The 18,213-nt window shown below is 57.6% G+C and carries 22 protein-coding genes; 2 read left to right on the top strand and 20 right to left on the bottom strand.

What is annotated here, in order from left to right:
- Position 1 precedes the first annotated feature (1 nt).
- The 14 genes from G438_RS0108100 to hisD form a co-directional block, all read right to left on the bottom strand.
- Positions 2 to 988: a thiamine-phosphate kinase gene (locus G438_RS0108100; RefSeq protein ID WP_026460894.1), complete on the bottom strand. Its 987-nt coding sequence runs from the start codon at positions 986 to 988 to the stop codon at positions 2 to 4.
- Between the two features lie 15 nt (positions 989 to 1,003).
- Positions 1,004 to 1,426 (bottom strand): hypothetical protein, encoded by a 423-nt coding sequence (locus G438_RS0108095; protein ID WP_034285701.1) that lies wholly within the window; start codon positions 1,424 to 1,426, stop codon positions 1,004 to 1,006.
- A complete protein-coding gene (locus G438_RS0108090; protein WP_026460892.1) occupies positions 1,420 to 2,025 on the bottom strand; it encodes a SatD family protein in 606 nt (201 codons plus the stop codon). Before G438_RS0108090 ends, G438_RS0108095 begins: the two co-directional genes overlap by 7 nt.
- A 92-nt stretch (positions 2,026 to 2,117) precedes the next feature.
- A complete protein-coding gene (locus G438_RS0108085) occupies positions 2,118 to 2,978 on the bottom strand; it encodes a TrmH family RNA methyltransferase (RefSeq protein WP_026460891.1) in 861 nt (286 codons plus the stop codon).
- 8 nt (positions 2,979 to 2,986) lie between these two features.
- Entirely contained in the window at positions 2,987 to 3,367 is a 381-nt protein-coding gene (gene rplT / locus G438_RS0108080; RefSeq protein ID WP_026460890.1) for a 50S ribosomal protein L20, read from the bottom strand.
- A gap of 20 nt (positions 3,368 to 3,387) precedes the next feature.
- Positions 3,388 to 3,582, bottom strand: coding sequence for a 50S ribosomal protein L35 (gene rpmI / locus G438_RS0108075; RefSeq protein WP_026460889.1), 195 nt, complete (start codon positions 3,580 to 3,582; stop codon positions 3,388 to 3,390).
- Positions 3,583 to 3,626: 44 nt separating this feature from the next.
- Positions 3,627 to 4,247, bottom strand: coding sequence for a translation initiation factor IF-3 (infC, locus tag G438_RS0108070; RefSeq protein WP_276201532.1), 621 nt, complete (start codon positions 4,245 to 4,247; stop codon positions 3,627 to 3,629).
- Positions 4,248 to 4,625: 378 nt separating this feature from the next.
- Entirely contained in the window at positions 4,626 to 5,426 is an 801-nt protein-coding gene (locus tag G438_RS0108065; protein WP_240471041.1) for an SseB family protein, read from the bottom strand.
- Positions 5,423 to 6,178 carry a bifunctional 1-(5-phosphoribosyl)-5-((5-phosphoribosylamino)methylideneamino)imidazole-4-carboxamide isomerase/phosphoribosylanthranilate isomerase PriA gene (gene priA / locus G438_RS0108060; protein ID WP_026460886.1) on the bottom strand — a complete coding sequence of 252 codons (756 nt, stop codon included), beginning with the start codon at positions 6,176 to 6,178 and terminating at the stop codon, positions 5,423 to 5,425. Before priA ends, G438_RS0108065 begins: the two co-directional genes overlap by 4 nt.
- Positions 6,179 to 6,263: 85 nt before the next feature.
- The gene (gene hisH, locus G438_RS0108055) at positions 6,264 to 6,899 is read right to left on the bottom strand and encodes an imidazole glycerol phosphate synthase subunit HisH (RefSeq protein ID WP_034285698.1); all 636 of its coding nucleotides are present in this window, start codon (positions 6,897 to 6,899) and stop codon (positions 6,264 to 6,266) included.
- Complete coding sequence (locus G438_RS0108050; protein WP_026460884.1) at positions 6,899 to 7,507, bottom strand: hypothetical protein; 609 nt, start codon at positions 7,505 to 7,507, stop codon at positions 6,899 to 6,901. The genes hisH and G438_RS0108050 overlap by 1 nt, the downstream gene beginning before the upstream one ends.
- 139 nt (positions 7,508 to 7,646) lie before the next feature.
- On the bottom strand, positions 7,647 to 8,270 hold the full coding sequence (gene hisB, locus G438_RS12505) for an imidazoleglycerol-phosphate dehydratase HisB (RefSeq protein ID WP_026460883.1): 624 nt from the start codon (positions 8,268 to 8,270) through the stop codon (positions 7,647 to 7,649).
- Entirely contained in the window at positions 8,267 to 9,388 is a 1,122-nt protein-coding gene (locus G438_RS0108040) for a histidinol-phosphate transaminase (RefSeq protein WP_026460882.1), read from the bottom strand. Before G438_RS0108040 ends, hisB begins: the two co-directional genes overlap by 4 nt.
- Entirely contained in the window at positions 9,385 to 10,710 is a 1,326-nt protein-coding gene (gene hisD / locus G438_RS0108035; protein ID WP_026460881.1) for a histidinol dehydrogenase, read from the bottom strand. The genes G438_RS0108040 and hisD overlap by 4 nt, the downstream gene beginning before the upstream one ends.
- Before the next feature lie 107 nt (positions 10,711 to 10,817).
- Here hisD and G438_RS0108030 point away from each other — a divergent pair, with 107 nt between their 5' ends.
- Both G438_RS0108030 and G438_RS0108025 read left to right on the top strand, forming a co-directional pair.
- Entirely contained in the window at positions 10,818 to 11,051 is a 234-nt protein-coding gene (locus G438_RS0108030; RefSeq protein WP_026460880.1) for an RNA-binding S4 domain-containing protein, read from the top strand.
- A gap of 6 nt (positions 11,052 to 11,057) precedes the next feature.
- Entirely contained in the window at positions 11,058 to 11,840 is a 783-nt protein-coding gene (locus G438_RS0108025; protein ID WP_026460879.1) for an alpha/beta fold hydrolase, read from the top strand.
- A 41-nt stretch (positions 11,841 to 11,881) separates the two neighbouring features.
- Here G438_RS0108025 and G438_RS0108020 read toward each other — a convergent pair whose 3' ends face one another.
- The 6 genes from G438_RS0108020 to G438_RS0107995 are packed head-to-tail and all read right to left on the bottom strand — an operon-like array spanning position 11,882 to position 18,190.
- Positions 11,882 to 12,577 carry an N-acetylmannosamine-6-phosphate 2-epimerase gene (locus G438_RS0108020; RefSeq protein WP_026460878.1) on the bottom strand — a complete coding sequence of 232 codons (696 nt, stop codon included), beginning with the start codon at positions 12,575 to 12,577 and terminating at the stop codon, positions 11,882 to 11,884.
- Positions 12,574 to 13,458 (bottom strand): ROK family protein, encoded by an 885-nt coding sequence (locus tag G438_RS0108015; protein WP_026460877.1) that lies wholly within the window; start codon positions 13,456 to 13,458, stop codon positions 12,574 to 12,576. Before G438_RS0108015 ends, G438_RS0108020 begins: the two co-directional genes overlap by 4 nt.
- Positions 13,459 to 13,461: 3 nt before the next feature.
- Positions 13,462 to 14,385 (bottom strand): dihydrodipicolinate synthase family protein, encoded by a 924-nt coding sequence (locus G438_RS0108010; protein WP_026460876.1) that lies wholly within the window; start codon positions 14,383 to 14,385, stop codon positions 13,462 to 13,464.
- A 10-nt stretch (positions 14,386 to 14,395) separates the two neighbouring features.
- A complete protein-coding gene (locus tag G438_RS0108005) occupies positions 14,396 to 15,202 on the bottom strand; it encodes an ABC transporter ATP-binding protein (protein ID WP_026460875.1) in 807 nt (268 codons plus the stop codon).
- Complete coding sequence (locus tag G438_RS11450; protein WP_051259424.1) at positions 15,199 to 17,241, bottom strand: dipeptide/oligopeptide/nickel ABC transporter permease/ATP-binding protein; 2,043 nt, start codon at positions 17,239 to 17,241, stop codon at positions 15,199 to 15,201. The genes G438_RS0108005 and G438_RS11450 overlap by 4 nt, the downstream gene beginning before the upstream one ends.
- Position 17,242: 1 nt before the next feature.
- Positions 17,243 to 18,190: an ABC transporter permease gene (locus G438_RS0107995; RefSeq protein ID WP_026460874.1), complete on the bottom strand. Its 948-nt coding sequence runs from the start codon at positions 18,188 to 18,190 to the stop codon at positions 17,243 to 17,245.
- Between the last annotated feature and the right edge of the window lie 23 nt (positions 18,191 to 18,213).

Here is an 18,213-nt window from a genome sequence, read left to right as displayed (position 1 = left end):
TTCAACGGGCGAAATGATCCCACCCCATTGCCTGCTCAGGTTCAGCCCCGTCAATAAGGACCCTCGGTGTTTGTCCGCCCGCATATTCACGCACGATACCGATGGGTCGAAAACCTTCGGGTAATACGCATGAGGGTGGGAACGTGGCCAGTAAAGCATGGTCTTCTCCCCCACCCAAGACCCACTGGCGCGCGGCTACCCCAGTAAGGGCCGATGCAGCGGCAAGCCTGGTCAGGTCGCCCCTCAGTAGTGCGCTATCTATCGCCATGCACACACCGCTTGCTTTCCCCATCCGAGCAGCGTCAATGAGGAGGCCATCGGATATATCCATCATTGCCGAGGCGCCTGCCTGGGCTGCCTGCACACCGCAGTCCAAAGGAGGCTCAGGCGCGCGGTAGATGGCCAGACATGGGGCAAGGTCATCATCGTCAATTGTGTGCTCTCGCGCGTCGATATATCCTCCTGACAGCAGGGCAAGCCCAGCTGCGGACAGACCTAGTGTCCCTGCGACGGCAATTGTGTCGCCAACGTGGGCACCGCCTCGAGTAAGGACAGGGCCTGGGCAGTAGCCCATTGCAGTGACAGCAATCGTAAGACTTTGCCCTCCCGACAGATCCCCACCGACCACCTCAGCGCCCGCCTTTGCAGTGCGTGCCCCAAAACCTGCCACAAGATCAACGATCCACTCCACTTGCGTGTCACTAGGCAGTACAAGGGAGACTACCAGTGCTGAGGTACGTGCACCCATGGCGGCAATATCGGCAAGGTTTTGGGCGGCGGCACGTTGTCCGATGTCGAAGGCTCGCGACCAGTCCGTACGAAAGTGGCGCCCTTCGACGAGTACGTCGGTGGTGACAACAAAATGCCCCTCGGGGGCTGCGATCATCGCACAGTCGTCACCTGAGCCGATGAGAGTGCGTTCGCCTGCTGGGAGGACACGGCGAAAACGCGCGATCAGTTCCGCCTCGTCAAGGTCACGGATACGCATGGGATTCCCGAAAAATTAAAGGGTAAGGAGATAGCGGCCCAGAAGACCGATAGCAACAGCGGTCAGCATCGAGGCGGCAGTTCCTATGAGGAAGCGTTCAGCAGCTTCAGGGTTGCGATGTAGCTCCGGATAACGACCCAGGCCTTTCACAGCGACGACCAGCGATATTAACTCAGGATGCCCACCAAGGACACACACCGCGATAGCAAGACGTTCGAGGATACCAATCCACAATCCTCCGCGCAGCAGAGGTTGACGAAGATGTTCGTCGTCCAGAAGTAGCGAAGTGCCATCTTTTGCTCGCGGTACCGGTGCCGCAAAATTACGGACTTTCGCTAGGCGCAAGATAAGTGCAGTGATGCCCCAGCCTAAAAATACTGCGACAAGGAGTGTGCCAAAGACAATCACACTGTGGATGATGAGCGTAAGGTTCAACATTCCCACTCCCTTTCATCAAGCAAGTCTAGGACCAGCGGATCTGTTGCCTGTTCAAGTTGCCAAGAAGAGGCTGATAGCGACTGACTGACTGCAGCTGCGCTCACGCCAAGTATGCGGGCTGCATCTTGGCGCGTATCAGTTGACACAACAGCATCAATTATTTCCCATTGACGCAACGAACGCGCAGTGATGATATGGGCCTTGGTACGTAGTAATGCCTCCAGGTGCTCGGCGATACGCGCCTTTTCGCCCCTGACACACAGGGATGGGGTAAGTCGTTTGGCAGCCGTGACCGCTTCGCGTGCAGCATAGAATGCTGGCCCGCTCCCTTCGATACTGCGTGGGGGATGTTGAGGAAAGTGACCGTTCCCGATGCCGATTCCGATATGCCAATCGCCCAGACGCGCAAGCAGCTTGACAATATCAAGTAGTGCCCCTGCGTCACTGAGTACACCTTGTATTTCGTCACCGACTGTGCGTTCAAATGGGGCAATGATGGCTTGGTGGGACAATTTCATGGCAGCAATTGCCGCCAACAGTGTCGGCACCGCGTCTGGGGCGGCACGCGAGGAACGTTGATCTGCTGTCAGTACGTACATACTCTCTCCTCACATCCACTAGTTAAGCAAAAAGGCTTAAATCTATAGAATTAAGCCGATAAACTTAAATACATGTGATTAAGTCTATGACATTAACCGACAGTGTCAATACCTCGAGCGCACTGGGAAGCATATAAACAGATGGCCGCAGCTGAAGCCACATTCAGAGATTCGGCATCACCCGTCATCGGGATGCGCACAAGATAATCACAGGCCTCACGTTCGTCAACACTCAGCCCTTGCGCTTCATTACCCATCACCCACGCATGCGGCGCAGCAAGGGGGCCACGACCACGTATTGCATCGGCACTAAGGTCAACCAGAGACTGCGAGTCGGCACCACCTGCCGTACCAAGCAGAAGGACACCATATCGCATGGCCATATCCTTCAGCGCTGCGAAGGAGTCCACCGGCACGATAGGCAGATGAAAAACAGAACCCGCACTAGAGCGCACAACTTTCGGACTGGTCACGTCTACGGTGCCCGAGACGACGACAACAGCACTGGCCCCCATCGCATCAGCTGTACGAATCATCGTGCCAACATTACCGGGATCACGGCCCTGAGCCAGCGCAAGCAGGCTCAGCGACGCACCAACAGCCACAGGCGGCAATTCACGTTCAATACAAGCGGCACTCGCCACAGCGAGGATACCTTGGGCATCACCACTCATGGCACGAGCAACGTCACTGGTAACTGGGTGCACCCATTTGGTGGCACCATAAGCAAGTTCTGCCATACTCGCGTCCGCCCGTAGCAGCTCCTGCGTGATATAGACATCGCGCACCGAGGCGGGCCGGTACTTCAGCAATTCACGGACCGCTTGGGGTCCCTCGACAAGAACAAGACCTGAACGTGAACGCGCCGAACGCCCAGCCAATCCGGCAACCTTCTTCACGCGGTCGGCGCGAGGGTTAGCCAGGAGCGGTGGGCGTCCGGCGTGTGTATGCACGAGGATGGTCAGGCCCGAGGAGCGTTGACGTCAGCAGGCAGAGCCTTCTTTGCGACCTCAACGAGGGCGTTGAACGCACCCAGGTCGTTGACAGCCAGCTCGGCCAGCATACGACGATCAACCTCGACACCAGCCAGGCCAAGACCCTGGATGAAACGAGCGTAAGTCATCCCCTGAGCGCGGGAAGCAGCGTTAATACGCTGGATCCACAGGCGGCGGAAGTCACCCTTGCGGGCCTTGCGGTCACGGTAGGAGTACACGAAGGAGTGGGTAACCTGTTCCTTCGCCTTGCGGTACATACGTGAGCGCTGACCACGGTAACCCGAAGCCTGCTCAAGGACGGTACGACGCTTCTTCTTGGCGTTAACAGAACGCTTAACACGTGCCATTTTTTCGTTCTCCTTCTACCTCAGATGCCCAGCATCCGACGAACGCGCTTGACGTCAGCGTTTTCCAGGACCTGATCGGTGGCAAGACGACGGGTCTTGCGGCTGGACTTGTGCTCCAGCAGGTGGCGTGCACCGGCCTGTTCGCGCATAACCTTGCCCGAACCGGTCACGCGGAAGCGCTTCTTAGCACCTGAGTGCGTCTTATTCTTCGGCATATTCTTTCCTTACTGTTCCAAGGCCTCCCCCGAAGGGTCAACCTTTAGGCTTCTTCCGTGGCGGCGTGTGCCTGACGAGCCTGGTCACGTGCGGCACGCTCATTGCGTTTACCGCGCCGTTCTTCACGTTCAGCATCGCGGCGCTTGCGTTGCTCGCTAATAGCGTCAGATTTGCGCTTTGTGGGCGCGAGCACCATGGTCATATTGCGACCATCTTGACGGGGCATAGACTCAACAACAGCCAGGTCCCCCACTTCATCAGCAAGACGCTGCAAAAGTCGAACGCCTGCCTCAGGGCGAGACTGTTCACGGCCTCGGAACATAATCATGACCTTGACCTTGTCGCCCTGGTTAAGGAAGCGTTCAACGTGGCTCTTTTTCACGCCGAAGTCGTGATCGTCGATCTTCAGACGGAAACGGATTTCCTTGAGCTGAGTATTCGCTTGGTTACGGCGCGCATCACGGGCCTTTTGAGCAGCCTCATACTTGTATTTGCCGTAGTCCATGAGTTTCGCGACCGGCGGCTTGGCGTCGGGCGCAACCTCGACTAGGTCCAGCCCGGCTTCCTCGGCAAGACGCAGCGCGTCTTCCACGCGGACAACACCGACCTGTTCCCCACCGGGGCCAACGAGGCGCACCTCGGGTACCCGGATCCTGTCATTAATGCGAGGCTCGCTAATGAGGAGCTCCTTCCACGGTTCCGTTCAATAACACGAAGAAGGCCTCCGTGTCACAAAGTGCGCACGAAGGCCTGCATAGGTCACCACTGTATGGTGACATTCAGGACCCGACCCCCTTACTCAACCTGAGGTTGGCATCCAGTACGCTGCACGAAGCAGGTATCGGCGGGTGTCCAGGTGGGAGTTTCCTCCGCTTGCACTCCGGGCTTTACGCCCGGCTGGTCGACATAACTTTACCACTGCTGCCAAATGCGATGCCAATTGACGATTCCAGACACTAGGTGGGGTGTCTCACATGTTGATCGGGCGCAATGTGGCAGTCATTAATATACGACCACCGGTCATTAATGTACGGTCCCATCCCTATTGGCGCGCCACGCGACGTGGAGTCAGTTCCACACGATCCGTGGCTGCCAACAAACGTGGGCAACGCCCAATGGCATTGATGCGCTGGTGCAATTTGGCGCGCATCGAGGGTCCTGTCGTCACCTCTGCCACATCAAGGACGACACGCACTAGCCCCTGTCCAGCATAGGTAACATGCACATCGCAGATAAGCGGGTCCTCAGATGCGTCCACCTGCGCTGCCTCACGCAACTGATCAAGCAGCTCAGCATCGCGCCACGGAGGCAACCAGTCATCGCCTTGTGCAAGCGCAGCAGTCGCTGGTCGAGGAAGAATACATGCTGCGCCTGCAGGATCAACGATGATGCGGCCACCCGTTTCCACCAGGGCAGTCAGTGCCACCGTGCGTGCCTTCAAAGGCATTGGGCGTGCACCTACTCGCGCATGAGTAAGTTCCTCAGCGCTTGTGTACACAGCCAAACACGGCCCCATAGGGGTATCCACATGTTCCCAGCCTGCGTGAACACTACCGGCATGTTGAGAATGCGCACCAACTACGCGCGGATCCGCCTCGACATCAATGGGAACAATGACGCGCTCAACTGCCAAGGCCGCAACGAGCGCCTCCAGTTGAGCCGCACCCGCATCCCCACTAGCATCGTGTGCCAATGCTGATGCAGTCAACGGTAACAGCTGCCCCGCATCCTGCCGATCAACGGTGCCGCGCGACAAGCGCGCTGCAAGATTATTCCTCTGCTCCGCAGTCAACGCTGGAACAGGACGCGCGCGTGAGGCGTCAGCGCCCCGCAATTCATTCACCGGCTCACCTCAATACTTGGCACCTCGCCACGAGCACAACGCAACGCGTCAGACAAAGTAAAGGCCCCTGCGTACAACGCCTTACCGACAATGGCGCCTTCTAGCCCACAAGGTACCAGGGCACGCAATGCTTCAATATCAGCCAAGGAGGACACGCCACCCGAAGCAATTACCGGCGCATCCGTGGCTTCGCAGACACGACGCAACAGGTCAATATTGGGGCCGTTCAGCATCCCATCACGGTGCACATCCGTGACAACGTAACGTGAACAACCAGCAGCATTGAGACGCTCAATGGTGTCCCAGAGATTGCCACCATCTTTTGTCCATCCGCGCGCCGACAGCGTATCGCCACGCACATCTAGCCCAACGGCCACACGGTCACCGTACTCAGCAATGACGCGATGCGTCCACTGAGGATTTTCCAGGGCAGCGGTACCTAAGTTCACGCGTCGCGCACCTGCTTGAAGGGCACGCGCCAATGAAGCATCGTCACGGATCCCCCCGGAAAGTTCGACGTGTATTGGAAGTTCCTCAGTGATGGCGGCAAGCAGCGGCGCATTAGAGCCACGCCCAAAGGCTGCGTCAAGGTCAACAAGGTGCAGCCACTGTGCACCCGCCTCGACAAAGCTCTGTGCCGCCTCCAAGGGATGCCCATAGGTCGTTTCAGTCCCTGCTTCGCCCTGTGCGAGGCGCACAGCCTGACCATTCACAACGTCAACTGCGGGAAGGAGAATCAATTCGGTGCTCATCAGAAGCCTTTCTTCGCGCCAACGCCTTGCGGCGCAGGACGTGTTGCGCTGGACAATGTCAATGCGGATCGTGCGGGTTGTTGTGTTACAGGGTGCCCAGCCAATTGGCCAGCAGCGTCAATCCAGCGTCACCAGATTTTTCAGGATGGAATTGTGTGCCGCTCAGCGGACCGTTTTCAACGGCTGCAACAAAACGTGTATCGCCATGGCGTGCCCATGTAGTCAAAGGCAAGGAAGTTGGACCATCTTTGAGTAACGAGGCCGGGTCAACCTGGGCAGCATAAGAGTGCACAAAGTAGAAACGCTCATTTGCGATACCTGAAAAAAGTTGGCTCTGTTCAGGTGCTTCAACGGTGGACCACCCCATATGTGGAACCACCGGACCTTGCAACTCCTCAACAGTGCCAGGCCATTGCCCCAGACCTTCGCAATACCCTTTTTCGGTTGACGCTTCAAAAAGCACCTGCTGTCCCACACAAATACCCAATACCGCCCGACCACCAGCCAAGCGCGTATCAATCAGACGCGGTCCATCCACTGCACGCAACTGATCCATCACAGCAGCAAATGCGCCGACACCGGGAACGACCAGGCCATCAGCAGCCAACACGGCATCGCGGTCAGCGGTGAGTTCAACGCGGGCGCCCACCTTTTCCAAAGCCCGACAGGCTGAGCGGATATTACCCGAACCATAGTCTAAAACCACAACGGTTTTCACCATCACCGCCTCCTGAACCAAGTGAAAGGGCCAGGCTTTTTTTTCGTGGACCCGTCACTGGAAATACTGTCGTCATAGTCTTGCGGCGTGGTACGCCCCAGCAGCAAATCTTCGGTTGCCTGCGGCATTGAACCAAGAAGAAGACCCGCGGGGATTTCTTCTTCAGGTTCACCCTGCACATAACGCCGCGCCGAAATACGTCCCGATACGCCCGGTTCGACGCCGTCACCCTCAACAAGCCACGACATGACAGCAACCGCACCGTATTTTGACAAGCGCGAAACCACGCGTGCGACAGCATCAACTTCTTGAGGCATCGCGCGAGTATCGGCAAGCAGCGCTTCAAGTGCGTCTTCATCCGTTGGTGTTGTTTCAACACGGAGCCACACGGCAGTCCACGGTTTCAAACGGACTACCGTCACCTTCATGCCGGTTAATGCCAGCAGTGAATGTAACGCACCCGGAGACGGAAGCGGAGCAAGTACTAAGGCAACCGATAGGCGTCCACCGTCAAGATGAAGACTCTCGTCGACCGGCGTATCAGGAAGGTCCTCAGAGCCAAGATGGGCCACAAGGTCCCTGAACTGCGCATCAATATCGTCTGAGCTCATTTGGCCTCCTTCCGTCACACGTCACAACGCGGATAAGTCTACCGTTCTTCGCCTTTGCCCATGCGGTGTCAGGCAAGAGCGGCCTCACGGACAAATAACACTCCATTGTGCCTACGCTGGCCCGCATTGGCAGGTGTTCTCAGAGCGCTCCCTTGGTTGAGGGGATACCGTCGACACGCGGATCAGCCTCCACCGCGTAGCGCAGAGCACGCGCCAAGGCTTTGAACTGTGCTTCAACAATATGGTGAGGGTCGCGTCCGGCAAGAACAGTGACGTGAAGACAAATACCTGCGTTATACGCCAAGGACTCAAAAACGTGACGGGTCATCGAACCGGTGTAATGCCCGCCAATCAGGTGGTATTCCTGGCCAGCTGGCTCTCCGTCGTGAACGATATATGGACGCCCAGCCACGTCGACAACGGCACGCGCCAGTGCCTCGTCAAGCGGAACAGTGGCATCAGCAAAACGCCGAATCCCGGCCTTGTCACCAAGCGCCTCTTTAAGCGCCATACCAAGGCAAATCGCGGTATCTTCCACCGTGTGGTGCGTATCGACCTCAATGTCGCCTGTGGCTTTGACAGTGAGGTCAATCAGAGAATGCTTCCCCAATGCCGTCAGCATATGGTCATAGAAGGGCACACCCGTGTCAATATCTGTGCGACCGGTTCCGTCAAGATTGAGTTCAAGGTGGATGGTGGACTCAGACGTCGAACGGTCAATGACAGCCGTGCGGGCATCTTTGCGGGTTTCATGGGTCGTCATCGTGTGACCTCCAAAAGTGCGGTGCGGAATTGGGCCATTTCTTCAGGTGTACCTACGCTGACACGTAACCATCCGTCGGGGCCGACGACACGGATCAGTATGCCGCGGTCGAGGAGGGCACGAAAAACCTCGTCCCGATGAGGCAGGCGCCCAAAGAGGACAAAGTTGGCATCTGACGGTGTGACACTAAAGCCATTATCTGCCAGCCACACAGCTAGCGCATCACGCTCAGCGCGAAGCGAGGCCACTTGTTCCATGAGTTCTTCACTGTGGCGCAACGCCGCTAAAGCAGCCGCCTGTGTCACAGAAGAAAGATGGTATGGCAGGCGCACAAGCATCACTTGGTCAAGTATTGCCTGGTCCGCAACCATATAGCCTAAACGCAGGCCAGCCATCCCGAAGGCTTTCGACATGGTGCGTGTCACCACCAAATGCGGGTTCTCTGCACTCAGCGTCAGCGCAGAAGGCACACCCTGTCGACGAAACTCCGCGTAAGCCTCGTCCACAATAACGACAGTGGCACTGACGTGGCCACCAATCGTGGGCCCACTGGTGCGTGCCACATCAAGGAGGCGCCGAATATGATCCATCGGCAAAGCGGTACCGGAAGGATTATTCGGACTTGCCAAAAGCAGAACAGCCGGTCGCAACTCTTGCAGGGTCGCAACCGCCTGTTCAATATCCAGTGTGAAATCGTCGTTACGCTGCCCCTGCACCCATGCAGTGTGTGTATCGCGCGCATACTCGTGATACATCGAATAAGTAGGCGCAAACGACAGTGCGCAGCGCCCAGGTCCACCAAATGCCTGCATGAGGTGCAGCATGACTTCATTCGAACCATTTGCCGCCCACACGCGATCACCGGAAACAGGCACACCTGATTCGCGCGTGAGGTAATCAGCTAAGGCGCCACGCAGGGCTGGGAAATCGCGGTCTGGGTAACGATTAAGGTTCGTGGCTGCCTGTGTCACTGCCGCCGCGATATCCTCAACCACGCGAGGCGAAGGACGATAAGGGTTTTCGTTGACGTTAAGACAGATAGGGACATTGAGTTGTGGCGCCCCATAGGGTGAAAGACCAACGAGGTCTTCGCGAGCAGGCAGTCGCACCGTCGTCATAGTTTGTCCTTATTTTCACGGCGGATAAGGGCAGCACGCCCATGTGCAGGCAGATCCTCAGCATTGGCCAGTGTCACAAGATGGTCGGTTAATGCGTCGAGAGCTGGCGCACTATATTCCACCACCTGTTGGCTGCGCAGGTACTGGGCGACATTCAAGCCGGAGGCGAAACGAGCGGTCCCTCCAGTGGGTAGCACATGGTTGGAACCTGCAACATAATCACCCAAAGGCACCGGCGTATAGGAGCCGACGAAAATGGCACCGGCGTTACGGACACGCATCGCGGTTGCCGCGGCATCACGCGTATGTATTTCAAGGTGTTCAGCACCGTAGGCGTCAGCAACCGCTATGCCTACTTCCATATTGTCAACAAGCACAATCCCTGACTGCGGGCCAGATAGGGCGGTGAGGATACGTTCGCTGTGGCGCGCAGCCTGCGCCTGATAGGCAATTGCCTCATCGACGGCATCCGCGAGCGCCGCAGAGTCGGTGATCAGCACCGAGGCTGCCGCCGGGTCGTGTTCAGCCTGGCTGATGAGGTCGGCTGCCACGTAGGGCGCATAGGCGCTGTCGTCGGCAAGGATCGCAATTTCGGTGGTCCCTGCCTCTGCGTCAATACCGACGACACCCTGGACCACACGCTTTGCTGCAGCGACGTAAATATTTCCTGGGCCGGTGACGACGTCAACGCTTTCGAGGACGTCGGCGCCGTCAGCGATACCATAAGCGAATGCGCCGATCGCTTGGGCGCCACCCGTTGCCCAGACTTCCTCGACTCCCAGTAGTGCGCATGCTGCCAAAATGGTCGGGTGCGGTAGGCCCCCAAAGGCTTTCTGGGGTGGCGAGGCCACCGCCAGGCTTGGCACCCCAGCAACCTGTGCGCATACAACGTTCATCACTACTGAGGAGGGGTAAACGGCGAGGCCACCGGGCACATAGAGGCCAACGCGGTTGACAGGCAGCCACCGTTGCATGATGGTTCCACCCGGTATCACCTGTGTGGCTGTGTCCGTTGGGAGCTGCTGGGTGTGTCCTATACGCGCGTGGTCGATGGCGACCTCAAGAGCTGTGCGGATGGCAGGGTCAAGGTGTGTGAGCGCGTCGTGAATTGCTGCGGCTGGAACGCGTAAATACTCGGGACGGACACCGTCGAAACGCTCGGCCAATTCGTAGAGTACGGAGGCTCCTTCGGCCTTGACCCGATCTATGATGGGGCGTACCAGCTCGGTTGCTGCCGTGGTGTCGAGTGCTGCCCGTGGCAGTGCGCGCTGAAGGTCGGCAGCTGTGGGCTGTGTGCCTCGAAGATCAATGCGTTCCATAATCTAAGCCTATGCTGAGCGCTTTGTTACTGACGTGCCTGACCGTGGCGCGGACAAAGCGGGTCGTGGCACACTTATAGACGTTCGCATCACCAGCATTCGGAGTTTCAATGTCTGATATCCCCACCGTCACTGTGAGTGGCACGATTCGCCTCGGTCAGTTCCTAAAATTGGCTCACCTTGCTCCGGACGGGGCGTGGGCGCGAGAATTTATCCAAGCGGGTGACGTGTTAGTTAACGGGCAGGTGGAAACCCGGCGTGGGTATCAGTTGCCTGATGGTGCCATTGTTGAAGTCCACTCCCCTGCTGGATATGAGGCTGCGCGCCTGTCCTACGACGGGTAGCACCTGATGCTTGGCGTCTATCTGAGCGGCCCCACCGATGGGCCTCTTGTCATCCTGTGCCATGGTGTCACCGATTCGGCTGCTAGTTTGAGTCATGCGATCGGGCTTTTCAATACCCGTTATCGTGTGGCAGCCATCGACACTCTGGGCCATGGCATTTCGCCACGTCTCACCTCGGACGAGGCCCACACACCCTTCGCGGCATGTGTTGACCACCTCCACGAAACGGTGTGCGCACTCACTAGCCAATATGGCGCAGCATATGCCGTGGGCCATTCAATGGGTGGGGCGTTACTCACTGCGGTGGCTCATCGTTGCCCCGAGGCATTTCGCGCCATCGTATTAGAAGACCCCGCGTGGCTCACCAGCGAGCAGGTAGCACATTACGCCCAATCACTGGCGGCCACAATTGAGCCGTTGCGCGTGCATGACAACCAGGCTGAGGTTTTGGCATCGAACCGCGCCGAATACCCCACGTGGCCCGAAGAAGAACGTTTAGCTTGGTTGCAAGCAAAATACGCTGTCGATCCGCACATACTTCAGGCAGGTGAGGTCGGGTTGCTTGAGCCGTGGCGCACCATATGCCCCACGCTTACTGTCCCGTGCCTACTGGTCACCTCTGACACCGATGATGTACTGATTACCCGCGAGCACTTGGCACATATCGCTCAGATGCATAATCCGCTGATCTCAACAGCGATTATCCCAGGGTTGCGGCACTGTATTCGACGCGAAAATCCTTCGGCCTTCCACAAGCGCGTTGCGGCGTATTTTGACGCACACCGGTAAAGGCGAGACGCTCACCTATCAGACATGCTGTCTTACCACACTCAGTGCCCTGGGATTTCAGGCACTTCACCGGTAACGGCACCAACGAACCACGAGGTGATCGTCGTGGGGTGCGTAATCGCGGTCCCTACAACCACCGCCCACGCGCCTGCTTCCATCGCAGCACTTGCTTGCGCAGGCGTATGCACCCGGCCTTCACATATCACTGGACGGTCGAAAGTTTCCACCATTTCCCGCAGCAGATCTAAGTCTGGGCCATCGGTTTTTGGTAGCTCTCCGCTGTAGCCCGCTAAGGTGGTGGAAAGGATGTCAGCCCCCGCTTCGTAAGCCATCTGCGCATCGGCCATCGACCCACAATCGGCCATCACCATCACGTCCTCGCCGTGGAGGGCAGAGACCACATCAGCGAAACTACGCCCATCGGGACGTGGGCGGCGCGTCGCATCAATGGCAACGATATCGGCGCCCGCCAGGGAGCAGGCACGTGCATGACGCAGGGTTGGGGTGATGTAGATCCCCTGGTCGCCCTCTTTCCACAGGCCGATAATAGGGACTTTCACCTGGCCTTTGATCGCAGAAATATCAGCTAGGCCCTGGCAGCGGATAGCGGCTGCACCGCCAATTTCTGCTGCCCGCGCGATACGGGCGATAGTGCCGGGGTCGCGCATTGGTTCACCCGGATATGCCTGGACAGACACGATGAGTTGTCCGCGCAGTGCTTCAATCAGTGGGTTCATTGCCATTCCTTTGTCCATTGGACGGCAGCGCCAAGTAGCGGCGCATTGTCGCCCAGAGTACCTACAACGAGGGGTGTTTTTTGAGCAAGATCCATGGCGGATTGCGCGTAGCCCTGCGCTAAGGCGTCCCACCAGGCACGCCCTGAGCGTGTCATTGACCCTGACAAGATAATGACGGCAGGATCAAGCAGGTTGGCAACCGACCCTAGAACCTCGCCCAGGCCTCGTGCCGAACCGTACAGGATGTCCTGCGCTAATGTTTCACCTTCCTGCGCACGTTCGTCGATCTGACGGCCTGAAAGGCGTTGGCCGCCAGCGGCTTCGTAGCGATCCATCACTCCGGAGCCAGAGGCGAGCGGCTCAATATGCCCATAGCGTCCGCAGGAACACAGCAGTCCTGTGGCGTAGCCTGTGGCCATATGCCCGATATGTCCGGCCAGGTGGTGTGCACCGGTGTGGAGGCGACCAGCATCGACGAACGCCCCGCCAATGCCGGTGCCTACTGCTACAGTCAACGACGATTCGTATCCGGTGCCTGCGCCTAGGCTCGCTTCACCCATGCCGTGGGCGTGGACGTCACCCAAAACCGTCACAGGCAGGCCGTAGGCGGTGCTCAAACGTTGGGCCACCGGTGTCCCAGTCCAGCCAGGCAGGATATCGGTCGCAGATATCACGGTGCCATTAGCGATAACTCCTGCACACGCGACAGCGATACCGTCATAACCGGAATAGGCCTTGCCCATCGCAACCACTGCGTCCATCACTGCGTGGGCGCCTTGGGACGCGGGTGTTGGCACAGTAGTGGAATCAAGGACTGTGTCACCCTCGACTAGGCCCGCGCGGATCTTGGTGCCGCCAATATCGATTGACAAAAGCGCCATACGTCAGGCCTCAAGGAGTCCGGCGCGTATCAGGATCGCGCGGATATCTGCTGCTGCCTGATCGCCGAGGCGTTCGACAGGTTCGGGCATTTGGTTGGTTTCGTAGACGCCAAGCTCAGCAAGTGCCGTCTTGAAACCGCCCACGCCTGCGCCGTAACCGGTGGCGCCATGCGAGGCGAATACCAGGGTCATCAGTTCGGCGAGGCGGTTTTGCTCAAGACGCACAGCCTCCCAGTCCCCTGCCTGGTAGGCATCCCACTGGCGGACGTATCCGTGAGGATCGACGTTCGCCAGGCCGGGCACTGAACCGTCGGCACCTGACATATAGGCACCATCGACAACCACTTCGTGACCGGTGAAGAGTTGCAGCGGCTGGCCTTCGGCCTCGTTTCGCATACACAGGAAACGGAACGACACGTCGTCACCGGAGGAATCCTTTACGCCTTGAATTACGCCATCCTTACCTAGGGTGATGAGCAGGTCGACACTGAGTTTCGTGTGCACACATACCGGAATGTCGTATGCGTAGATTTGCAGATCGGTGGCTTCACGCAGTGCACGGAAGTGGCGTTCCACCTGGGCGGGTCCACCCAGAGCGTAGAAGGGTGCGGTCGCCACAATTCCGTCAACACCCGCATCTTGGGCGACCTTGATATGTTCGATGACACGTGGTGTTTGTGTGTCGATCACGCCGGCGAGTACCGGCAGGCGGCCGTCAACGATGCGCATCGTGGCATCTAGTACCTCTTTGCGGCGCGCATCGGTATTGAAGGCCACTTCACCAGAGGAGCCCAGCACGAATAGGCCGTGGACACCAGCGTCGATCATGCGTTCAATATTGCGTTCGTGGGAGGCAACGTCAAAGTGACGGTCCTGCGTTAGAGGTGTAACAACAGGGGGGACAACGCCGCGAAAAACGACAGTCATGGTAGACCTTTCAGATTGCGGGGTGGAGGAGCGACGGGGCTGCTCCAAGGAGGGTACGGGTGTAGTCATTCGTCGGCGCTTCAAGGATGCGTTGTGCAGGGCCTTCTTCGACGATCTTGCCGCCATTCATGACGACGATTCGGTCCGATACGTAGCGCACGGTTTGGATGTCGTGAGAGATGAACACCATCGACAAACCTAATTCGTCCTTCAGGTCAGTCAGCAAATTGAGGATCTGGGCGCGAACTGAAACGTCAAGGGCCGATGTTGGCTCGTCAGCGATAATCGCGTCAGGCCCGATGGATAGTGCGCGGGCAATGGCGACGCGTTGGCGTTGGCCACCTGACAACTGTCCGGGAAGCGCTTCCAACGCCGAATCGGGCAGCCCCACCATGGCGATGAGGTCACGCACGCGTTTCTCGCGTGATTCTTTGGTACCGATCTTGTGAACGAGCAATGGATCCATCAACTGATCGCGCACAATCATGCGAGCGTTAAGTGCGGTGGCTGGATCTTGGAAGACCACCGAAACGACCCGTCCAATTTGGCGGCGATCAGCAGCAGTTCGCTTGGTCACCTCCAGTCCTTTGAAGAAGACACGTCCCGAAGTGGGGGCACGTAGCCCACACATGACGTTGGCGGTGGTTGATTTGCCGCAACCTGATTCACCGACGATACCGATAGTTTCACCAGGCATTAAACGCAGGCTAACGCCGTCAACGGCATGGATCTTGTTAGGACTAAAGAGCTTTCCTGTACGCGAGGTATAGGTCACGCGCACATTGTCAAGTTCGATGATGGGGGTGATATCGCTCATCGCTGTGCCTCCTCGTTGGCGCGCAAGGCAATAACCTCGTCAAGGGTGGTCAGTGGACGTCCGTCAACGACAGCACTGGCAAAGAAGTGGTCTGTGCCGGGGATTTGCTGGGTGAGCGGCGGCGTGTCGAGGCCAAGGTCCGGGTGCGAGGAACGCGGGGTAAAGCGATCACCGACAGGGAAGTCTTTTGGCGAAGGCACGGTACCGGGTACCTGGTGGAGACGCCCTGATCCTGCTTCGATTGATAGCACCGATCCCAACAAACCGCGGGTGTATTCATGTACCGGGTGTTTGAGCAGTTCTGCGGTGCTGGCCTGTTCGACCACCTGACCGGCGTACATGACCGTGATGGCGTCAGCCACTTCTGCTTCCAAAGCAAGGTCGTGGGACACAAAGACCATCGCAAAGCCCAGTTTGTGTCGCAAACTGTTGAGCAGGTCGATCACCTGTTTTTGAACCGTCACGTCCAAAGCTGTCGTGGGTTCGTCTGCGATGATCAAGCTTGGATCCCTGGTCAGCGCCATCGCGATAAGGACGCGTTGGCGTTGCCCGCCGGATAGCTCGTGGGGGTAGGACTCCAAAGTACGTTTCGGGTCCAAGCCCACTAGTTCAAGGAGTTCAGCTGCTGAGCGTGTACCGCCTCGTTTGGTCAGCTGCTTCATCTGGGAACGGATGAGCATCGAAGGGTTAAGGGAGGATAGCGCATCTTGATAGATCATTGCCATCTCGTGGCCAAGGAGTCCTTGGCGTTCCTTCGGGTCCATTGTCAAGAGGTTCCGTCCCCGGTAAAGGATCTCGCCGGAGATTTCGGCGCGCGGGTCAAGAAGCCCCATGATTGCCAGTGAGGTGATGGATTTGCCGCACCCGGATTCGCCGACGAGACCCATTGTTTGTCCGGGACGTACAGCGAAACTCACATGGTCAACAACGTTGACGTTGCCGTGTCGTGGGAAGCGAATGCACAGGTCTTTGACCTCCAGCAGTGGTTCCCCTTCAAAGGTGGCGTGGCTACGGTCGGTACGGCTGCTTTCAACCTCACGCAGGCGGGACAGGCGGGCGTCAAGGGAGTCGCGTTGTGCTTCGTGGGCGGCAACCGGGTCGATAAGGAGACGGTCGGCTTCGCGTTCCACGTCGGCACGAGGTGCATCCTGGACTGGGCCTTTAGGTGCAGCCACCATGGCATCCGTGATGCCTTCAGACATGATGTTGAGGCACAGTACCGTGATCATAATGGCAAGACCTGGGAATAGTGCCTGCCACCACTCACCTCGGAGCACACCCTGTTGGGCAGCGGAAAGGATATTACCCCAGGTGGGAATGGGTTCTTGGAGGCCTGCCCCGATAAAGGTCAGGGACGCCTCGAGAATAATGGCATCAGCGACAAGAACGGTGGCAAATACCAGCACCGGGGCAGCAGTGTTACGCACGACGTGTTTAATGAGAATCCACGGCGCACGCGCACCGGAGACAATCACGGCGTTGACATAGTCTTCACCATAGGCGCTCATCACATTGGCGCGCACAATACGTGTGAGCTGAGGAATGTAGACGAAACCGATGGCGCAGATAATGACGAAGATCAGCGATTCAGGATCCGACGGATTACGAAAAACCAAAACGGCAACTGCAGCTAGTGCGATGCCGGGGACGGCCATAATGATGTCCATCATGCGCATAATCACTTCGGAAAGTGATTTGCGGACCACTGCTGCAATTGACCCGATGATTGCACCAAAGAAAAGGGCGATACCGGTTGCGCAGATGCCAACAAGTAGCGAATAACGGCCACCGTAGAGGATACGCGAGTAGACGTCACGACCGAGGTTGTCGGTACCAAAGATGTATTCGGCGTTGGGAGCTTGGCCTTTAAGGTCGATGAACTCTGGGTCATGTGTGGCCAGTAGCGGTGCAAAGATCGAGGCAAGGGCCACGAGGACTAGGACAATAAGTGCCATACGTGCACCAACGCTCATGGCACGCCACCGCTTGAAACGAACACCAGGGCGGGCATGTGTTTCGAGGAGTTTTTGACGCGACATATCACACCGCCCTAATGCGAGGATTGATCAGCAGGTACAGCAGGTCAACGACGATATTGACGACGATGAAGGCCATGGCCACGACAAGCGTGGCACCTTGAACGACCGTCACCCAGTTATTCGTGATGCCGTCGATAAGGACTCGACCCATGCCTTGGAGGCTGAAAATGATCTCAATGATGACTGCGCCACCCATGAGGTAGCCGACGCGCAAGCCAAGGACGGTAACTGGTGTGATCAAGGCGTTACGCAAGACATTGCGGCCAATCACGATGCGACGCGGTACGCCTGCACCGAGTGCTGTGCGGACATAGTCGCGGTCAAGTTCTTCCACCATGGAGGTACGCACGACGCGGGTGAGCTGCCCGATAACCGGCACGGCGAGGGCAACTGCAGGAAGAAGCATTCGCATGAACCATCCCACCGGGTCGCTTGTCAGTGGCGGCAATGCGCCTGATACCGGCAGTTTGCCCAGGAAGATCACGATCAGGAGGATGGCGAGCCAGAAGGACGGGGTGGCGATACATGCCACCGAGATAACGCGAATCACTTGATCTTGCCAGCGGTCGCGGTAGATGGCGGCGATAACACCAAGTGGAAATGCGACAAGGACAGCAATGATCAGACCGAAGAAGGTGAGTTGCATTGTTAAGGGCAGGGCAGAGAACACCTTATCTGCCACGGGCATCGCAGATTTTCCGTAGACGCCGAGGTCCCCTTGGAGCATACCTGTGATGTAGTTTGCAAACTGCATAAACCACGGGTCGTTAAGACCGTATTGTTCACGGTAGGCCTCAAGTTGCTCTGGCGAAGCTGTCTCGCCAAGAGCGGAATAGGCTGGGTCAATGGGCGAAAGCGACATGATGACAAATACCAGGAAGGTCACGCCAAGCACCATGATGGGCAAGGCGATTAACCTTCGACCGATGAGCCTCAGCAAGTTATTCACTGCACGGTTCTCCTTCGAACGAT

It is taken from the genome of Schaalia suimastitidis DSM 15538, assembly GCF_000429105.1.
In the GTDB taxonomy this organism is placed as follows: domain Bacteria; phylum Actinomycetota; class Actinomycetes; order Actinomycetales; family Actinomycetaceae; genus Pauljensenia; species Pauljensenia suimastitidis.
Note: the sequence above shows the minus strand (reverse complement) of the source record. Positions and strands in the feature narration are given on the sequence as shown.

Bases quoted from the DNA above. Each gene is read 5' to 3' on its own strand.
- G438_RS0108090 (WP_026460892.1), bottom strand. From the start codon at position 2,025: ATGTACGTACTGACAGCAGATCAACGTTCCTCGCGTGCCGCCCCAGAC.
- G438_RS0108095 (WP_034285701.1), bottom strand. From the start codon at position 1,426: ATGTTGAACCTTACGCTCATCATCCACAGTGTGATTGTCTTTGGCACA.
- G438_RS0108005 (WP_026460875.1), bottom strand. From the start codon at position 15,202: ATGAGCGATATCACCCCCATCATCGAACTTGACAATGTGCGCGTGACC.
- G438_RS0108040 (WP_026460882.1), bottom strand. From the start codon at position 9,388: ATGACGACGGTGCGACTGCCTGCTCGCGAAGACCTCGTTGGTCTTTCA.
- G438_RS0108030 (WP_026460880.1), top strand. From the start codon at position 10,818: ATGTCTGATATCCCCACCGTCACTGTGAGTGGCACGATTCGCCTCGGT.
- G438_RS0108025 (WP_026460879.1), top strand. From the start codon at position 11,058: ATGCTTGGCGTCTATCTGAGCGGCCCCACCGATGGGCCTCTTGTCATC.
- G438_RS0108100 (WP_026460894.1), bottom strand. From the start codon at position 988: ATGCGTATCCGTGACCTTGACGAGGCGGAACTGATCGCGCGTTTTCGC.
- G438_RS0108020 (WP_026460878.1), bottom strand. From the start codon at position 12,577: ATGAACCCACTGATTGAAGCACTGCGCGGACAACTCATCGTGTCTGTC.
- hisH (WP_034285698.1), bottom strand. From the start codon at position 6,899: ATGGTGAAAACCGTTGTGGTTTTAGACTATGGTTCGGGTAATATCCGC.
- rpmI (WP_026460889.1), bottom strand. From the start codon at position 3,582: ATGCCGAAGAATAAGACGCACTCAGGTGCTAAGAAGCGCTTCCGCGTG.
- hisB (WP_026460883.1), bottom strand. From the start codon at position 8,270: ATGACGACCCATGAAACCCGCAAAGATGCCCGCACGGCTGTCATTGAC.
- priA (WP_026460886.1), bottom strand. From the start codon at position 6,178: ATGAGCACCGAATTGATTCTCCTTCCCGCAGTTGACGTTGTGAATGGT.
- rplT (WP_026460890.1), bottom strand. From the start codon at position 3,367: ATGGCACGTGTTAAGCGTTCTGTTAACGCCAAGAAGAAGCGTCGTACC.
- G438_RS0108010 (WP_026460876.1), bottom strand. From the start codon at position 14,385: ATGACTGTCGTTTTTCGCGGCGTTGTCCCCCCTGTTGTTACACCTCTA.
- G438_RS0108050 (WP_026460884.1), bottom strand. From the start codon at position 7,507: ATGAGCTCAGACGATATTGATGCGCAGTTCAGGGACCTTGTGGCCCAT.
- G438_RS11450 (WP_051259424.1), bottom strand. From the start codon at position 17,241: ATGTCGCGTCAAAAACTCCTCGAAACACATGCCCGCCCTGGTGTTCGT.
- G438_RS0108015 (WP_026460877.1), bottom strand. From the start codon at position 13,458: ATGGCGCTTTTGTCAATCGATATTGGCGGCACCAAGATCCGCGCGGGC.